The 16,392-nt window shown below is 49.1% G+C and carries 15 protein-coding genes; 13 read left to right on the top strand and 2 right to left on the bottom strand.

The window, feature by feature from the left end; translation table 11 throughout:
- The first annotated feature begins 93 nt into the window (after window positions 1-93).
- From ACFVS2_RS22610 to ACFVS2_RS22570, 9 genes are all read left to right on the top strand, one after another.
- On the top strand, window positions 94-951 hold the full coding sequence (locus tag ACFVS2_RS22610) for a MurR/RpiR family transcriptional regulator (RefSeq protein ID WP_483862255.1): 858 nt from the start codon (window positions 94-96) through the stop codon (window positions 949-951).
- A 16-nt stretch (window positions 952-967) separates the two neighbouring features.
- The gene (locus ACFVS2_RS22605) at window positions 968-2,005 is read left to right on the top strand and encodes a serine hydrolase domain-containing protein (RefSeq protein ID WP_390237915.1); all 1,038 of its coding nucleotides are present in this window, start codon (window positions 968-970) and stop codon (window positions 2,003-2,005) included.
- 25 nt (window positions 2,006-2,030) lie between these two features.
- Window positions 2,031-3,314 (top strand): ABC transporter substrate-binding protein, encoded by a 1,284-nt coding sequence (locus ACFVS2_RS22600; RefSeq protein WP_390237913.1) that lies wholly within the window; start codon window positions 2,031-2,033, stop codon window positions 3,312-3,314.
- A gap of 138 nt (window positions 3,315-3,452) precedes the next feature.
- Window positions 3,453-4,346, top strand: coding sequence for a carbohydrate ABC transporter permease (locus ACFVS2_RS22595; protein ID WP_390238322.1), 894 nt, complete (start codon window positions 3,453-3,455; stop codon window positions 4,344-4,346).
- 33 nt (window positions 4,347-4,379) lie between these two features.
- On the top strand, window positions 4,380-5,204 hold the full coding sequence (locus ACFVS2_RS22590) for a carbohydrate ABC transporter permease (RefSeq protein WP_390237911.1): 825 nt from the start codon (window positions 4,380-4,382) through the stop codon (window positions 5,202-5,204).
- Window positions 5,191-6,171, top strand: a complete 981-nt coding sequence (locus ACFVS2_RS22585) for an N-acetylglucosamine kinase (RefSeq protein ID WP_390237909.1) — start codon at window positions 5,191-5,193, stop codon at window positions 6,169-6,171. The genes ACFVS2_RS22590 and ACFVS2_RS22585 overlap by 14 nt, the downstream gene beginning before the upstream one ends.
- A gap of 127 nt (window positions 6,172-6,298) precedes the next feature.
- The gene (locus ACFVS2_RS22580) at window positions 6,299-7,711 is read left to right on the top strand and encodes an ATP-binding protein (protein ID WP_390237906.1); all 1,413 of its coding nucleotides are present in this window, start codon (window positions 6,299-6,301) and stop codon (window positions 7,709-7,711) included.
- A gap of 12 nt (window positions 7,712-7,723) precedes the next feature.
- On the top strand, window positions 7,724-8,038 hold the full coding sequence (locus tag ACFVS2_RS22575) for a DUF3870 domain-containing protein (protein WP_007725309.1): 315 nt from the start codon (window positions 7,724-7,726) through the stop codon (window positions 8,036-8,038).
- A 27-nt stretch (window positions 8,039-8,065) separates the two neighbouring features.
- Window positions 8,066-9,280 carry a sensor domain-containing diguanylate cyclase gene (locus tag ACFVS2_RS22570; RefSeq protein ID WP_173620033.1) on the top strand — a complete coding sequence of 405 codons (1,215 nt, stop codon included), beginning with the start codon at window positions 8,066-8,068 and terminating at the stop codon, window positions 9,278-9,280.
- On the opposite strand, the gene nhaC is transcribed toward ACFVS2_RS22570, so the two are convergent.
- The gene (gene nhaC / locus ACFVS2_RS22565) at window positions 9,277-10,629 is read right to left on the bottom strand and encodes a Na+/H+ antiporter NhaC (RefSeq protein ID WP_173620032.1); all 1,353 of its coding nucleotides are present in this window, start codon (window positions 10,627-10,629) and stop codon (window positions 9,277-9,279) included. The two genes, ACFVS2_RS22570 and nhaC, sit on opposite strands and share 4 nt — an antisense overlap.
- Before the next feature lie 333 nt (window positions 10,630-10,962).
- Here nhaC and ACFVS2_RS22560 point away from each other — a divergent pair, with 333 nt between their 5' ends.
- From ACFVS2_RS22560 to ACFVS2_RS22550, 3 genes are read left to right on the top strand one after another with little or no spacing between them, the layout of a single operon-like run.
- The gene (locus ACFVS2_RS22560) at window positions 10,963-11,886 is read left to right on the top strand and encodes an NAD(P)/FAD-dependent oxidoreductase (protein WP_390237902.1); all 924 of its coding nucleotides are present in this window, start codon (window positions 10,963-10,965) and stop codon (window positions 11,884-11,886) included.
- A gap of 21 nt (window positions 11,887-11,907) precedes the next feature.
- Window positions 11,908-12,156 carry a glutaredoxin family protein gene (locus tag ACFVS2_RS22555; RefSeq protein WP_173620030.1) on the top strand — a complete coding sequence of 83 codons (249 nt, stop codon included), beginning with the start codon at window positions 11,908-11,910 and terminating at the stop codon, window positions 12,154-12,156.
- A 36-nt stretch (window positions 12,157-12,192) separates the two neighbouring features.
- Window positions 12,193-12,747: a peroxiredoxin gene (locus ACFVS2_RS22550; protein ID WP_007725301.1), complete on the top strand. Its 555-nt coding sequence runs from the start codon at window positions 12,193-12,195 to the stop codon at window positions 12,745-12,747.
- Between the two features lie 108 nt (window positions 12,748-12,855).
- Here ACFVS2_RS22550 and ACFVS2_RS22545 read toward each other — a convergent pair whose 3' ends face one another.
- Entirely contained in the window at window positions 12,856-13,770 is a 915-nt protein-coding gene (locus tag ACFVS2_RS22545) for an NAD(P)/FAD-dependent oxidoreductase (protein ID WP_390237900.1), read from the bottom strand.
- Window positions 13,771-14,169: 399 nt separating this feature from the next.
- On the opposite strand from ACFVS2_RS22545, the gene ACFVS2_RS22540 reads away from it, so the two are divergent.
- Entirely contained in the window at window positions 14,170-16,392 is a 2,223-nt protein-coding gene (locus ACFVS2_RS22540; protein WP_390237898.1) for a hypothetical protein, read from the top strand.

The raw sequence follows: 16,392 nt of genomic DNA, 5'->3' as shown, positions 1-16,392 counted from the left end.
TTTTGAAATATTGTTTATTAGATAACAATTGACGAGAGAAATAATGCTACATAAAATGTAGATAAGATTTGGGGGAAGAAAGCGATGTCACATATGTTAAATGGAGGGCTAGTCAGCCTACAAGCAATCTTGGATCAATTGAAGCCTTCGGAGCGAAAAGTCGCTGATTATATCCTGGCTCACCCGGAAGATGTCGTGAAGCTTTCTGTACAAAAACTGGCGGAATTTAGTGGGGTTTCCGAGGCGACGATTATCCGTTTAGCTCGCTCTCTTAACATGAAGGGATATCAGGAGCTAAAGCTGCGCGTCGCGGGAGATTTGACGAAGCAGACGGCGATGGGCAGCTATCAGGAGATTATGATGGAGGGTTCAGTTGAATCGATTATGCAAGCGGTCAGCTGGAACAATATTCAATCCATCCAGGATACGCTCTCCGTCTTGTCCAACGAAGAAGTAAAGAAAGCAGTCGACGTGCTGTCGGTAGCCAGGAAGATCGATGTCTACGGCGTCGGTGCATCGGCAGTCATTGCTGACGATATCCGGCAAAAATTTTCGCGGATTAACTTGTGGTGTGAGGCTTATTCGGATTTTCACGCACAATTGACGTCGGCAGTCACTTTAACGGAAAAAGACGTGGTCATCGGCATATCTTATTCAGGACAGACCGAAGACATTATTCAATCGTTGACGGAGGCCAAGCAGCAGGGAGCGACCATCATTACCCTGACCAAATTCGGTCCCTCACCAGTAGCCGAACTAGCCAACATCCGGCTGTTCACCAGCTCGGTAGAAAAAAGCATTCGCAGTGGAGCCATGGCTTCACGCATTGCTCAATTGAACGTCATCGATATTTTGTTTATTACCATGATCAGCAGGATGCAAGAGCAAGTCATACCCCTGTTGGAAAAATCAAGGCTTGCTGTGAGTCGAACGAAACGCTCATCGACGTAGGAGAAGGAGGGAAGACATGGACGATCTGGAGCTGCTATTGCAAGGATGGGTGGACAACGGTTTGCTGCCGGGAGCTGCCTTGCGAATCGTACGTGATCGTCGTATCTGGTATGCGTGTGATGTCGGGACGACGAGTATCGCCAAAGACCAGCGGGTGACGCCGGATACCATGTTTGACCTGGCGTCGCTCACCAAAGTGACAGCGACGCTGCCTGCTATCCTTTTGCTCATGCAGGAGGGAGTGGTAGCGCTAGATGATCAGATGGGTCGATTTTTTCCCGATTGTCCCGCTGATAAAAAGCGGATCACACTCGCGCAGCTGCTTGCGCATACCTCAGGAATGCCGGCAGATTTGGCAGAAAGAAGGCGCGATAGCGAGATCGATTTGCCAGAGTTGTTGTATGCGCAAGAATTGAATCACGAGCCAGGGGCCCAGGTAGTTTACAGTGATTTGGGCATGATCTGGTTGGGCCTTGTTATCGAGCAAGTAACCGGAGAGCGCTTGGACCAGTTTGTTACCCGGCGTATCTTCACCCCATTGGGCATGGCACATACCGCCTACTGTCCAAATCGACAAATTTATCGGAATATTGCGTCTTCTGAATATTGTAGCCTCACCAACGCCTACATTACAGGCGAGGTTCATGATGAGAAAGCATTTGCGATGGGAGGGGTTGCCGGACATGCTGGACTATTTTCAACGGCTGACGATTTGTGCCGATACGCGATGAGCTGGTTGTACCAAGATCCTCGAATACTTGCGAGCGAATGGTACGAACTGGCGATTCGCAATCATACAGAGCAAGCAGGGGGGAGTAGAGGGTATGGCTGGGAGCTCAATCAAGCGTCCACCACCTTGAGCTGTGGAAGCGGCTTGCATCGTAAGAGCTTCGGGCATACGGGCTTTACTGGAACCAGTATGTGGATCGACCCGGAGCAACAGTTTGCTGTCATCTTTCTCACTAACGCTGTTCATCTAGGCCGCAATCATCAGCTTCGGCAATTACGACCGATTTTGCACGATGCTGTTACGGCCCAGCTTTTGCAGACCTAAGGGAAGAAAAAGGGGAGGGTTTCGCATGAAGCAATTTCGTTTTCGCTATGTAGCTTCAATCGTGTTGGCTGCGGTTATGGTAGTGACAGGATGTAGCAGTGGAGGAACCGAAACACAGTCTGGCGGCGGGCAGGGTGGAGGACAGCAGGTAACACTCTCCATGCATAGCTGGCGTGTAGAAGACACAGAGGGCTACAAAGCCATCATCAAGGCTTTTGAGGCAGACAATCCGAATATCAAGATCGACTTCAAACCATTCAAAGCAACGGAGTACAATACCATCTTAAACACGGCGCTCCAAAGCGACAGTGGTCCAGATATTTTGCAACTGCGTCCCTACGCTCCAGGGATTACCCTGGCTGAAGCTGGACATCTGGAGCCTCTCGACAATGTGCTAGGCCTATCCACCATACCAAAAGACGTCCTCGCAGCGGCCACAGGTAAAGATGGTAAAGTCTACGGTGTCCCACTATCCCTAAACTCCACGCAATTTTACTACAACAAGAAAATCTTCGAGCAAAACGGGCTCCAGGCACCGAAAAGCTGGGATGAGCTAATCGCGACAGCCAAAACATTGAAAGAGAAAGGAATCGTTCCGATCTCTTTCGGAGCAAAGGAAGGCTGGCTTCTTTCTCTTAGTCATGGTGTGATTGCTCCAGCTAGCTACAGCGGAACGGACTATCTCGACAAGCTGCTAAAAGGAGAAAGTGACCTAAAAAGCGCCGAGTTCCTCCAATCCGTGCAGCGTATGCAAGAACTTATCCCTTATTTCCCGGAAAATTATGTAGGTCTCGAATTGAATGATATGCGGACGTTGTTCGCCACGGAAAAAGCAGCGATGTTCATCAATGGTAGCTTTGAACTGGAAGGCATCAAAAAGCTCAACCCCGATTTGCCACTTGATTTCTTTCCGATGCCAACCGATGACGGTAAACAAGTCCTGACAACCTGGGTCGATGGTTCCTATGCCGTCAATGCCAAGTCCAAACACAAAGCAGAGGCATTGAAGTTCATGGAATTCATGGCGACGAAAAAGTTTGGGGAGCTATTCGCGAATCAATTCAAACGAATCAGCGCGGTACCAGGTGTATCGACAGACGATCCGTTGGTAAACAAGATGGCAGAGCTGTCCCAATCAAGCGCCACACCCTATTTGATGGTCGTCAACTTCGCGGAAGGAAAACCGACCACGAAGCAAACATTGGAAAACGCCCTCCAAGGCATGTATTTAGGGAAGCTCACCCCTGAGCAGGTCGTAGAAGAAGTACAAAAGTCGGCGGCTACCTGGTTTCCTCCCTTTAAGAAGTAGAAAATAGCAGACGGAAAGGGGAGTGGGACCCGAGTTGGGCTCACTCCCGGCTTCTGAACAGGCCGCGATGATTTTCGTGAAAAAGGGGTGGGTATCATCGAGACGGTAAACAGGAAAAGCATTCGAACAAAGGGGCAAGTGCGCTGGCTGATTCACTTGTTTCCGCTGCCCGCGCTTGTTATTTATACGTTGTTTGTCGTGTATCCGATCTTTTCGGCATTCTTATACAGCTTGTACGACTGGAATGGCATCAAGCGCGGGGTTTTTGTCGGACTACAAAATTTCATCACGCTGTTTACGGTGGAGCCCTTCAACGAAATGTTCTGGAATGCTTTTCGGCATAATGTCTTCTACTTTGTGATCGAAATGATTGTGCAAAATGGGATCGCTTTCGGACTGGCTTTTCTCATCTATCGCAAAATACGAGGTTCCGGGTTTCTCAAGATCGCTTATTTCATGCCAAGGCTGTTGTCTGTAATTGTTATTGGGTTTTTATGGAAGTTGATTTTAAATCCGAATTACGGGGCACTCAATACCGTGTTGGCAAAAATTGGTTTAGGTGAGTGGGCCAGACCATGGCTCGGTGACCCGGATACAGCGCTTCTCGCGATTATTTTGATTAACTGCTGGTTTGGCATAGGCTTTGCCATGCTGATCTTTTTGGCGGGACTTCAGTCGATCCCGGAGGATTTGATCGAGGCGGCGAGGTTGGATGGGGCAACAGGCTGGCGGATGCTGTGGAAAATGATTTTGCCGCTGTGCATGCCAGCAATCACGATTATGACGATATTTACGTTCATTCAGGCGTTTGAAGCGTTCGAGCTCGTCTACGCCATGCAAGGCTCGATGGGTGAGCCGTTTTATTCGACGGATACGCTGGCTGTTTACTTTTATCGCATGGCGTTTAGCAGCGGAGCTGGGGATGTCACACTTGGACTCGGTTCGGCATTGGCTGTCGTGTTGTTTTTCATCGTCGGATCTGTGTCGGCGCTGTCACTCTATTTGATGAGGAAACGAGAAGTCCAACACTAGTTGCGTGTTCCTGAGTGGAAAGGAGGATGCGGTGTGAAGATGACTGTGGGTGGGAGAGCTGTATCTTATGTGCTGGCGTATTTATTTGCGTTAATCGCGCTATATCCGATCGTACTGATGATTTCTTCTTCCTTGAAAACGAATATGGAGATATTTGCGAGTCCGCTCTCCCTTCCGAAGACGTTTAGCTTGGATACGTATAAGAAGCTGTGGGAAGCCGTGCCTTTTGCTGATTTTTTATGGAACAGTGTATTCGTCAGTGCCATGTCTGTCTTGTTGATTACGGTTTTTTCAGCGATGGCGGCCTTTTACTTGTCGCGATTTTCCTTTAAATGGACAGGGGGGCTATACTTCTTTTTCATTGTTGGCCTGATGATTCCGATCAAGTTGGGGATCGTTCCCTTATTTTTGCTGATGAAGAATCTCGGGCTCTTGAATTCACTGTGGTCGCTGATTCTGATTTATACGGCGAGTGGCATTCCGATCTCTGTTTTTATTTTGACGGGCTTCTTTCGGACGTTGCCGATTGAGCTGGAGGAAGCGGCGCGGATCGATGGGTGCAGCCATTTTCAGGTGTTTTGGCGCGTGCTCTTGCCGCTGATTCGTCCGGCCTTGGCTACGGTGATCATTATTAATTTCATCCATGCGTGGAACGACTTTTTCTTTCCGTTGATTTTCATTCAAGAGGAAGCACTCAAGACGATTCCGGTAGGCATGATGGTGTTGTTTGGAGAATATGAAACGGATTGGAGCCTGCTGTTTGCTGGGCTCACGTTGTCTGCCTTACCGATGATCGTCGTGTTTTTGATGGCATCGAGGCAGTTTATGGAAGGGTTGACGGCAGGTGCAGTCAAGTAATGGGGAAAAGTGGTTTATCGGGATCGATGGAGGCGGAAGCAAAACCAGTGCAGCGATCTGCAATGAGGCGGGACAGGTTCGCGCAATTATGGTAGGGGAATCATCAAATCCGCTCTCCAGGAGCTGGGGGGACGTGGAGGCTACTCTGCGCCAACTCATTGATGCTGTGAGGATAAAGGCAGGAGCCAAAGAAGAGGAAGTCGCCGGTCTGTTTATCGGGCTTGGTGGTGCAGATCGTCCGCAAATCAAGGAAAGAATTCAGCATTCCTTTGCCGATGAGTGGGGAGAACGGCTGTTGATTGATAACGATGTCGTCGCAGCTCTTTACGCGGGGACATGGGGGCAGCCAGGCGTCGTTCTCCTTGCCGGTACCGGCTCGATTGCCTGTGCCTTTTCAAAAGAGGGGGCGCGGCACCGTGTAGGTGGATGGGGGTATCTGGTAGGAGATGAGGGCAGCGGGTTTGATTTGGGCAAAAAAGCGGCAATTGCCGTATTGCGCGAATACGATGGGCGCGGTGAATCGACAGTACTGACGCGACTGTTTATGGACCACTATGGCGTAGAACGTCCTGATGAGCTGATCAACCTGATCTACGGAGGAAGCAATCCGCGAATGGAGCTGGCAAAAACGAGTCAGCTCGTGGAACAAGCCGCAACACTAGGCGATCCGGTGGCGAATGCTTTGATCATGCAAGCAGTGGAGGATTTGCTAGAATTGGCCGATGCTTGCTTAAAAAAGGTCCAGGAGCCTATGCCGGTCGTTTTGGCGGGAGGATTGTTAACTGCCGGTACAACCCTTCGGGAACAACTGGTTGCGAGAGCTTCATTTCAAACAGTGATACCCACCGTTTCACCTGTCGTCGGAGCACTGGTCGCGGCAGTTGCGAGGCAGGGCTTGGCTGTTGACGAAAAAATGGCAGAGCAACTGCGTGTCAGCGCAGCGGTACTGGAAAAATTGCACATTTAAATTATCCGGGGGATGGAAACAATAGAGCGAATAGGGTAAAATTGGGTGAGAATAGGATTTGAGAACGTTGTAGGCTATTTCCGTAATTTGGAGTAGCCGTTTTCTCGTCCCAGGAGGGAGGGGCACGATGAAAAACTTATTGGACAGTGGATGGAGAAGTGGTCATCTCTATCGTTCCTTCTTTGATCAAATGATTCAGGCCACTTTTCTGCTCGATCAATTTGGTAGAGTCTTTAAAGGCAATCCTGCCTGCCAAGTGTTAAATGGCTACTCCGTAGAAGAATGGGAAGGGTCCTCATTTTGGAAGCTGGCTGTTTCGGAAGAACAGGAAATGGTACGCCTTCAAACACAGTTTGCGATGAATGGCGATCCGAGACCTTTTTACACCGCTTTTCGTCATAAGGATGGGACAAGTATTCCCGTGTATATTACATATGGAACCTTTTGGGAGGAAGGCACGTCTATTGGGTATTATTCGATGGTGCAGAAGCTTCCGGCCTCGTTTGGGAACAGCTATGGCTCCAAACAGTGCAGAGTATTGGATATTTCCGGTGAAGGTGCGTTCATCTACCATTCTGGGGAGCTTCAATACGTCAACCAAGCAGGGATGCAACTAGTTGGGGCTTCCGGCTTGGACGAGCTGTTATGGTATCCTTTTCAGTCGTTTTTCCATCCCCGTGATGTACCGAAGATCAAGGGACTCCTCCGCATTTTGGAGGAAGGGGAAACGGCTGCGCCGATTGAGGTTGAGCTGATCCGCTTGGATGGAACTCGGACGGAGGTAGAAGTGTGTGGAACATCCGTGCCGATGCAGGACAAGCCCTCCGTGTACATACTGATCCGAGATATCACGGAACGCAAACGGGCGCAAGAATTTTTGCAAAACTCGGAAAAACTCGCGCTAGTCGGGCAATTGGCGGCAGGGATCGCACATGAGATACGCAATCCGCTTACCTCGCTAAAAGGTTTTGTGCAATTAATGCAAAAGGATGGCATGAGAAAGCCAGAATACTTCTCGATCATGAGCTCGGAATTGGCGCGGATCGAGATGATTGTCACAGAGCTGCTGGTCTTGGCGAAGCCGCATACGGCCGTGTTTGAAGCCCGCGATCTGTCCAACCTGATCACGCATGTGGTGACGCTCTTGGAGACGGAGGCGATTTTGAAAAAGGTCATGATTCAGGTCGTTTTCGAATCGGAAGTCCCCTTGATCCATTGCGATGAGAATCAGTTGAAGCAAGCCTTCATTAACTTTTTGAAAAATGGAATCGAAGCAACAGCAGGGAATGGAGAAATTGTGATTCGACTGCGGTGTGAAGATGACCGAGTCGTCATTCGGTTTGAAGATAATGGAGTGGGTATTCCGGCTCATCAGATTGCGAGATTGGGAGAGGCTTTTTTCACGACGAAGGAAACGGGGACGGGCCTGGGATTGATGGTGAGCCGCAAAATCATTGAGAACCATCGAGGGACTCTGCGGTTGATCAGCACCCCAGGTAACGGAACGGCAGTCGAGGTATGCTTGCCGATCAGCAGCTAGGAGGACGACTGGATGAACAAAAATACGGTACTGACAGCAGGCTTCGCCCAAATCCCCAAGGGAACTACCTTGTACGAGGTTTCTACCATGGTTGGCTGTGTACTCATCATTGATGTAGACGCCGAAGTGATTTGTGACGCCAGCTTTACCTTTGTCATGGACAAGACGAGCGAGTTTTTGGTTAGCTTGCTTGTAGGCAAGACAGTTGCAGATGGCATGCAGGAGATCACAAAGGCGATCCAAGAACGTTTTTTAGCACCTGGTCAGGGAGCTGTCTTGCAAGCCATCCGTGCAGCTATTGAGCGATATCATGAAAAAAAAGCGTAAAGCTACCCAATAGCCGGAGGGTTGAATATGCATGAGAAGCACGACGTTAGAGAAGCGTATGCAAGACAGTTGTTGGAGCGTTATAGCCAATGGCTCGGAAACATAGAAGAAGTCGAGCTTGGCGAGGTCGAAGCGTTATCTCGTGAGGTAGACAGTATGCTGTCGGAGCAGGACAGTGTCTTGCATGCAGAATTGCTTAAGAAGATTGTGGAGCTGCGAAATAAGGTAACCGAAATGATGTGGATCTCCGAGCACATGAAGATTTTACATGACCTTAGCCACATTTTTGCGAAAACGTTTGAGGAAAGCAAAATTTTGTGGAAAGCATTCGAGCTGGTCTCGCGTGTGATGCGTGCAGATGCTTTCTTTATTGCCTTTTATGATGAAGGCGACAGTGAGATCAAAATTCCGATCAGCATAGATAATGGGGTCAATTACGGTCCGCTCACGATTCCCTACGGGCAAGCGATGGTGTCCAAAGTAATCGATACAAGGGAAACAATCCACATCAAGACGATGAAGAACGAGCCAAGCGAGCCAGAAATGATCCGCTGGGGAAGCCCGGAAATTGATACGAATACATGCATTTTCGTTCCACTCATGCTGGGGAATCAGATCAAGGGCGTTATTTCTGCCCAGTCTTATCGCGAGTTCGCCTATAAAAAAGAGCACGAGGAACTACTGAAAATCATTGGTTTTCAGGTAGCAAGTGCTATCGAAACGGCGCGTTTGTATGAGCGAATGTATCAGATGTCGTTTCAGGATGAGCTGACAGGGATTGCGAACTATCGTGCGTTCCATCGTGATTTGGAAAAGCTGCTGAGTGAAGAGGATGCGTCTGTCTCTTTGATCATGCTGGATTCAGACAGCTTAAAAGCGGTGAACGACCATTATGGTCATCACGCAGGGGACGCACTGATTAAGCAAATTGCCGAAGCGATGAAAGAAGTGTCGGGACCAGAGGATACTGCGTATCGTTATGCGGGAGACGAGTTCATGCTGCTCTGCCCAGGATCGTCTATGGAGATGGCGGAAGAAAAAGCGCATGCCATTCGGGAGTATTTGCGCTTGCGCCCCTTAACACAGGACGATTGCTGCATCTTGATTGCGGTCAGTGTTGGCATTGCGCGCTTCCCTCAAGACGCAAACACGGCAGATGGCTTGAAGCGGGCAGCAGATGAGGCACTGTACCGCTCCAAGCGCAAAGGAAAAAACTGCACGACCGTGTATGCAGCTGGCTAAGCTTTCTGCCGACGCATGGCGAATAGAAACGTCAAAATTGGCGAGATCCACAGGTAGATGACATAAGGCAAGTATTCCAGTGTAGATACATGCAAGGTAGCAGTAAAGAATGCACCACTTACCCCCCATGGAATGAGTGGGTTGACGAGTGTCCCGCAGTCTTCTAGAGTACGAGACAGTCGTCTGCCCGCCATTCCGCGAGCCTCGAATGCTTCGCGAAACATCTGTCCAGGGAGCAGGATGGACAAGTATTGTTCTCCTGTCAGCAGATTCACGAGAATAGAAGAAGATCCGGCAAGACCGACCATCTCAGAGTCTCGTTTGATTCGATTGATGAATCCGGAAAAGAGTGCATGAAACACACCGCTGTATTGCAGAATGCCCCCTAAAGACAAGGCAATCAAAATCAAGGCGAGGGACCAGGTCATCGACAACAGTCCACCGCGGTCCACAATTGATGCAACGGCTTCATTGGCGATATTGCTGACGAAGCCTTTTTGCATGACAGTCATCCATTCGACCGGAGAAGTAACTCCTTCCGAAAGAGCAGCTGTAACAATCCCGCTCAAAATCCCGAATACCAATGTAGGCAAAATCGGTTTTCGCAGCGCTGAGCATAACAGGACGACGAATGCTGGCAGCAGCGATAAAAGGCTAAGCGAGAAGTTTTGTTCCAAAGCAAGCTGGATTTCTTGAATGGCGTCTAGATTAACACTGGCACTTTGTCCTTGAAATCCGAAGAAAATCGCGGTAATGACAAGGGCAGGAACGGCAGTGCGTGACATGAACTTGACGTGCTCCGACAAGGAAACGCCTGCAATGGCTGCTGCAAAGTTGGTCGTGTCGGAGAGAGGCGACATTTTATCCCCGAAACATGCTCCACAAATAATGGCTCCGGCTGTAATCAAGGGATCAAGTCCGAGTGCAGTCGAGACCCCCATCATAGCGACCCCTACCGTACTAATTGTGGTAAAAGAGCTTCCTGTAACGGAAGAAACGATTACCGTCAGAAACAGGGCGGAGAGTGTGAAGTACTCCGGTGAGATGATCGAAATGCCGAGGTGCAGAATCATCGGAACGGTTCCACTCATCATCCAAACCCCGATCAAAATTCCGATTAAGGATAGAATCAGCATGGGGGCGATCGCAGTTTGAATTCCTTTGATCAAGCCCTCCTCCATTTGCTTCCACGGAACGCCGAACAGGAAGAGAAGAGTAGAAGCTCCAATGGTTGCGAGGAAGAGCGGCATATGCGGCTCAACTTTGCCCCAGAAAAGGGCGGGAAATAAGATTCCGAATACGGTGACAAGCACCCAAATACTTTGCGAAAAAGATAATGGCTTGTTCATAATGGCAACTCCTTGTTAAATCAGGCTGAAGCAGTGAGAAGGTACATTTTTACTTTCGTACTTTTGTGCTTTCTTGCTTTTTTGCTTTTGTGCGTTCAAGTGTTAGTGGTACTTTATCCTGAATTACTTGTTTCGTCAACGAAATCGGGTGAATTCGGAATCGTAAAATAATTCAGGGCAGTGGGGCGGACTTTTTCGTACTTCTTTTTATAATAAGACCTTATTTAAAATGATTATAAAAAGATATTGACTTTCAAATTATATCAAGTATAATGATAATTGTTCCTAGTTGATAATAATTATAATTTAATAATAAGGAAAGGGGGAGCGTTCATGTATGATGTCATCATCATCGGCGGAGGACCAGCTGGTGCTTCCGCTGCCATTTATACAGCTCGTGGAAATCTAAAAACGCTCGTCATCGATAAGGCACCCGGAACTGGGGCGCTTGCCCTGACACATAAAATCGCCAACTACCCAGGGGTAGAAGGCGAGATGACTGGGAAGGAACTATTGGATAAAATGCGCAGACAAGCGGAGGGCTTCGGTGCAGAATTCATCCAGACTATGATTTCTGCGGTAGATGTAGAGGATGAGGAAAAAAGCATCTTCACGGCTCATGGTACTTTCCAAGCGAAGGCTGTGATCATAGCGACTGGTTCCAAAGGACGTAACCGTATGCTTCCAGGAGAAGAGCAATTGCTCGGGCGAGGCGTGAGCACTTGCGCGACATGCGACGGAGCTTTTTATGAAGGCAAGCACGTTGCGGTCATCGGTGATACGGAGGAAGCATGGGAAGAAGCGCATGCACTGACCAAATTTACGGACAAAATCACTTTCTTGGTGCCGCGCGCTGATCTTCAAGGGGTAGAAGGACTACCTGAGCTACCGAACACGGAAATGCGTTTCCGTACGCGCCCATTGGAAATCGTGGGAGAGAAAGCGGTCGAAGGGTTGCGCATTCGCACGGCAGAAGGAGCAGAAGAAATGCTGTCCGTAGACGGAGTCTTCGTCTTCCTGTCTGGCAGCAAGCCGGGTACCGATTTCTTGGATGGACAAGTTCGCCTCGATGAGGAAGGATTTATGATTCTAGATGAGTTCATGCAGTCTTCTGTTCCAGGCGTATTTGGAGCGGGTGAGGTGCGCAAAACACCTGTGAAGCAAGCAGTAGTCGCTGCGGCAGACGGTGCCATTGCAGCTATGGCTGTAGACAAATACATCAACAAGCGTTCCAAAGTTGTCCCCCAATACAAATAGAAGAAAAGGAGAGAAACAAACATGGCACAAGCAATCGTATACTCCAGCACAAATTGCAACTTCTGCAAGCAATTGAAGACGTATTTGACAGAACAAAACATTTCTTTCGAAGAGCGCAACATCGATGAAAAAGAAGAGTACGGCCAAGAACTGAGCCGTTTAGGCATGATGTCTGTTCCACTGACAGTCATCGGTGAAAAGCAAATTTTGGGCTTCAACCCGACACGTATTAAAAAAGCACTGGCAGCATTGGAAGAGGCTGCGAAGTAATTTTCATCAGACACCATATAAAAGGAGAGATTTATCATGACAACACAGCAAACAATTCAACTTCAAGTAGGAAAACCAGCACCTGACTTTAACATGCTCACGACCAAAAACCTCGAGACACTGGAAGAACGTGTGTCGCTGGCTGATTACAAAGGAAAATGGCTGATTTTGTTCTTCTGGCCGTTCGACTTCACATTCGTTTGCCCAACAGAGGTAACTTCGTTTAGTGACAACATGGAAGAGTTCGAGGATTTGGATTGCGAAGTACTGGGTGTATCCACGGATAGCGTACATACGCACCGGGCATGGATCAAAACACCGCGCGATGAAAATGGCATCGGTGAAGTAAACTTCCCGCTCGCGAGCGACTTCAAAAAAGAGACGGCACGAGCTTATGGTGTCCTGGACGAAGAGACTGGTGCAGCTCACCGTGGCTTGTTCATCATCGATCCAGACGGCATTCTGCGCTACCAAGTGGTAACTGACATGAACGTAGGTCGCAGCGTGGCAGAGACGACTCGTATTTTGCAAGCCCTGCAAGCTGGCGGTCTGTGCCCGGCGAACTGGAAGCCAGGACAGAAGACGTTGTAATCAAAGAAAGAGCATTGCTTCTATAATATAGAAGAGGGACAGTCCCACCCGTCTAGTGAAGACGGAGGGATTGTCCTTTTTTTATGGAAGGAACACGCGGAGATGGAGCTAACGTTGACCATTCCATTCCTCTAAAAGCAGTTCGTTGTTGATACTCATACCAGCCGCAGAGCCCAGAGCAGCGGCAGTGATCACCTGGTAGTGTGTAGTTGCTGCATCGCCTGCACTGTAGACACCCGGTACGCTCGTTTTCCCAAAGCTGTCGACGATAACCGTACCTGCTTCCGTTACCTGGCAGCCTAATGCTTGCGGCAAGTCAGATCCAGCCACGAGCTTGGGAGCAAAAAAGATCCCGGTGCACGATATGAAGTTGCCATTTGTAAGCTCAACGCGCTGCACCATCCCATCGACAGATACAATACGCTCAATCGGGGAGTCAAAGACAGGAACGCGATGCTGCAACAGCTCCAACCTTTGTTCTTCCGTGAACTCATCTGGTCCATTGGTGCAGACGGTGTATTGATTGGTCCAACCAGACAGCATTTTTGCCAAATGCAATGCCTTCTCTCCGTTGGCGATCAAGACGAGTGGCTGGTCGCGTAATTCCCATCCATCACAATAAGGGCAGACAAAAGCACTTTTTCCATACACTTCTGCTAATCCGTTAACAGGCAAAGGAAAATCCTTCATTCCCACTGCGAACAGCAGCTTTTTGCTCTGATAAGTCGTTCCCTGTGCAGTCGTAATGAGAAAATTTCCATCGTGTCCCGTGATCGTTACAGCTGTATCCTCCACAAAGTGAACGGAGGGGTAGGCGCTGATTTGCTCCCTTGCAATGTGACGAAATTCGCTCGGAGTGATGCCGTCTCTCGTAAGAAAGCCATGTGACTCACGTGTAACGCGATTACGTGGACGGCCTTCATCGATAACGACCACACTTTTTCTTGCCCTGCCAAGTGCGAGAGCGGCACTCATACCTGCTGGTCCGCCGCCAATAATCCCTACATCGATAAGTTGATTCATGTTTATATACCACCTTTATAGATCCTTTATGTCTATTATAAATAAACCTTCCTCAGAATCAAGGTGCGAAACACTTTGTATTCTTTTTGTAAATAATCCCTTATCTCGAAAAAATCCAACGCCTTCCAAATAGTAGCAACCTACCATTTTCACTAGCGAAAAGGAAAAAAAAGGAACGAGTAAATGTACCTAATTGAGAAAAAGTGTGGGCCAGAAGACCGTCCCGGTTGCAGGACTTCTCTACAAAAAACGTAGGTCAATGGAGGCGAATCCGTCCCAACATTACAATTTCATGACAAATCTGAAAAATGCACAATAGTGATTTTTGTCTATGGGAACGATTCGCTCCCTATGTTTACAATGACTGTGACGTGGCAACATATCGGAGGTTGACGAGGAATGGAGCCAACAAAAAAGAGAAGATGGCGCTGGATGAGCCTGACCATGCTGATCGTGGTGGGGGCAAGTGCCTTCTGGTGGTTTTGGGCAGCAGATCGTGTCGAAAGCATGGAGACGACTACAGGTGCTCAATTAAAATTTCGCGCGAATGGCGAGCTGTTCGAAGTCTATCAGAATGAGAAATGGCAGCCCTTTTTTGCGAAAGGTGTCAATCTGGGGGCATCATTACCGGGTCATTATCCGGGTGAGCTTCCCATAACAAGAGAGGATTACATGCGCTGGTTCGCGATGATCGACGAGATGGGAGCGAACGTCATTCGTGTGTATACCATCCATTCTCCTGTCTTTTATGAAGCTCTGGTCGATTACAATCGGCAAAAAGAAGGAGACCCTCTCTATTTGATGCAGGGCATTTGGAGTCCAGAAGAGCTGTTGATTGAAAAGAAAGACGCTTATCTGCCAGAGATTCGCGAGGAGTTTCGACAGGAAATCAAGGATGCAGTCGGCGCTGTTTACGGGGACATCACCCTGCCGGAAAAACCGGGGAAGGCAAGTGGTACATACCGTGCCAATGCGGGCAAATACTTGATCGGCTGGCACACAGGGACCGAGTGGGACCCCGTGATGGTGAAAAACACCAACCGCCTGCATCAAAAAGTTGCTCCCTATCAAGGGAAGTACTTCCACGCGACACCGAATGCAACCGCTTTTGAGACATGGATTGCTGAAATGGTGGATACCGTCGCAATGGAGGAGAGCAAATACGGTTGGCAGCATCCGATGACCTTCACCAATTGGGTGACTACAGACCCCTTATCGCATCCGGGAGAGCCGATCCATCATGAGGATTTGGTCAGTGTCGATCCTACCCATATAGAGCCAACACAGTGGGAGGCAGGCTACTTCGCTTCCTATCACGTGTACCCGTATTATCCGGATTTCTTCCGCTACGACACTACCCTGCAACAGCTGAAGAACGATGTAGGGCAAATCGATACGTACAAAGCGTATTTGCGACAGCTGAAGCAGTATCACAAAAACATGCCGATCATGGTGACAGAATTCGGGGTCCCGGCATCGGTGGGAGTCGCCCATCTGGGCAATTTGGGGCGCAATCAGGGTGGTCATTCAGAAAAGCAGCAGGGAGAGATCGATGTCGAGCTTTTGCAAGAAATCCATCAGGAAGGTTATGCAGGAGCAATCGTATTCGTCTGGCAGGACGAGTGGTTCAAAAAAACGTGGAATACGATGCGCTTTGAGTTGCCGGAAGATCGGCGCTCCCTGTGGATCAACGTGTTGACCAATGAGTCTCTGTTTGGAGTCCTCGGCATGTACCCGAACAAAGAAGGCGTGCTGACCATCGATGGGAATCGCACAGATTGGGATCAGCTCGTGCCGGAAGAGAAGCAACGCCTCGATGTTCAAGTCCCAGGCGTCGACGAAATCTGGATGACACATGATGAAGGGTACGTCTATTTCCTTGCTCAGTTGAAGGAAGAGTTTGACCCGGCAAAACAACAGCTCTATGTGGGCGTTGATACGCTTCCTGGCGGGAACAAGCATGCTGCTCAGCTACCAGGCCTGACGCTGGATGAGGGTCTAGAAACGCTGATCGCGTTGGGAAAAGCAGACGAGAGCCAGATTCAAATCGCTGCCAATTACGACTTTCATGCACGCTTATACGGAAAACGCTACGGCATGCTTGCGGTCAAGGAAGCGGAGAAAAAAGACAATTCCGGGATATTCAAGCCGTGGAAGCTGGCCGTTAGCCTGGAGATGGATCCGCCAGACAGCAAGAAGTACTATCCGTTGGAGGAAGTCGAGGTCGGCAAGCTAATCCGGGGAACGACAGATGCCCAAGACCCGCAGTACGACTCACGAACTGCGTGGCAAGCGAAGGGCAAAGTGGTAGAGCTGAGAGTACCGTGGATGCTGCTTGGATTTACAGACCCGAGCTCCTTGTCCGTCATGAGCTATGAAGATGATGGCAAAAGCTTCACGACGAAGAAGACGAAAGGCATTCGCATTCTGCCGCTCCTGGTGGATACAGCGACGAAACAAATCGTCGGGCAAAACGCTTACGCAGTGACGACGCTCCCGATGTATACATGGCAAGGATGGGAGCAGGTAGGCTATCACGAACGCAAAAAACAGAGCTATTCCATACTAAAAAAAGCATTCCATGAGATTGAGGCTCCGGTGAAGATCGGGACTCAGCCTTGA

The organism is Brevibacillus sp. NPDC058079 (assembly GCF_042885155.1).
Lineage (GTDB): Bacteria > Bacillota > Bacilli > Brevibacillales > Brevibacillaceae > Brevibacillus.
The sequence above is the reverse complement of the archived record's forward strand: the minus strand, read 5'-3'. Positions and strand labels throughout refer to the sequence as shown.

What these genes read in the sequence shown, in the direction of transcription:
- ACFVS2_RS22610 (WP_483862255.1), top strand. Translation starts at nt 94, where the DNA reads ATGTTAAATGGAGGGCTAGTCAGCCTACAAGCAATCTTGGATCAATTG.
- ACFVS2_RS22605 (WP_390237915.1), top strand. Translation starts at nt 968, where the DNA reads ATGGACGATCTGGAGCTGCTATTGCAAGGATGGGTGGACAACGGTTTG.
- ACFVS2_RS22600 (WP_390237913.1), top strand. Translation starts at nt 2,031, where the DNA reads ATGAAGCAATTTCGTTTTCGCTATGTAGCTTCAATCGTGTTGGCTGCG.
- ACFVS2_RS22580 (WP_390237906.1), top strand. Translation starts at nt 6,299, where the DNA reads ATGAAAAACTTATTGGACAGTGGATGGAGAAGTGGTCATCTCTATCGT.
- ACFVS2_RS22575 (WP_007725309.1), top strand. Translation starts at nt 7,724, where the DNA reads ATGAACAAAAATACGGTACTGACAGCAGGCTTCGCCCAAATCCCCAAG.
- ACFVS2_RS22570 (WP_173620033.1), top strand. Translation starts at nt 8,066, where the DNA reads ATGCATGAGAAGCACGACGTTAGAGAAGCGTATGCAAGACAGTTGTTG.
- nhaC (WP_173620032.1), bottom strand. Translation starts at nt 10,629, where the DNA reads ATGAACAAGCCATTATCTTTTTCGCAAAGTATTTGGGTGCTTGTCACC.
- ACFVS2_RS22560 (WP_390237902.1), top strand. Translation starts at nt 10,963, where the DNA reads ATGTATGATGTCATCATCATCGGCGGAGGACCAGCTGGTGCTTCCGCT.
- ACFVS2_RS22555 (WP_173620030.1), top strand. Translation starts at nt 11,908, where the DNA reads ATGGCACAAGCAATCGTATACTCCAGCACAAATTGCAACTTCTGCAAG.
- ACFVS2_RS22550 (WP_007725301.1), top strand. Translation starts at nt 12,193, where the DNA reads ATGACAACACAGCAAACAATTCAACTTCAAGTAGGAAAACCAGCACCT.
- ACFVS2_RS22545 (WP_390237900.1), bottom strand. Translation starts at nt 13,770, where the DNA reads ATGAATCAACTTATCGATGTAGGGATTATTGGCGGCGGACCAGCAGGT.
- ACFVS2_RS22540 (WP_390237898.1), top strand. Translation starts at nt 14,170, where the DNA reads ATGGAGCCAACAAAAAAGAGAAGATGGCGCTGGATGAGCCTGACCATG.